The sequence below is a fragment of the Mesorhizobium sp. M4A.F.Ca.ET.090.04.2.1 genome (genome assembly GCF_003999085.1).
GTDB lineage: Bacteria > Pseudomonadota > Alphaproteobacteria > Rhizobiales > Rhizobiaceae > Mesorhizobium.
The window spans coordinates 1-294 of sequence record NZ_RZOT01001045.1 but is presented as its reverse complement, the minus strand read 5'-3'; the positions used below and the strand labels follow the sequence as shown (position 1 = coordinate 294).

Sequence of the window (294 nt, the reverse complement as noted above, 5' to 3'; positions counted from 1 at the left end):
GCGACTCCTTCACCGTCCATTCCGAGGACGGCACCAGCCAGCTGATCACCATCTCCATCACCGGCACCAACGACGCCGCCATCATCGACGGCACCACCAGCGGCGCGGTCGACGAGGACGGCGCCGATGCCCCGGTCACCGCCATCGGCTCGCTGACGGCAAGCGACGTCGACAACGCCGACAACGTCTTCCAGGCCGACAGCGGCAGCACCAGCTACGGCAGCTTCACCATCGATGCCGCCGGCAACTGGACCTATACGCTCGACGACACCAATCCGACGGTCGACGCCCTCA

1 protein-coding gene is annotated in these 294 nt (G+C 66.7%); it reads left to right on the top strand.

What is annotated here, in order from left to right:
• A partial coding sequence (locus EN781_RS33960; RefSeq protein WP_145965848.1) for a VCBS domain-containing protein occupies positions 1 to 294 on the top strand: 294 nt, incomplete at both ends.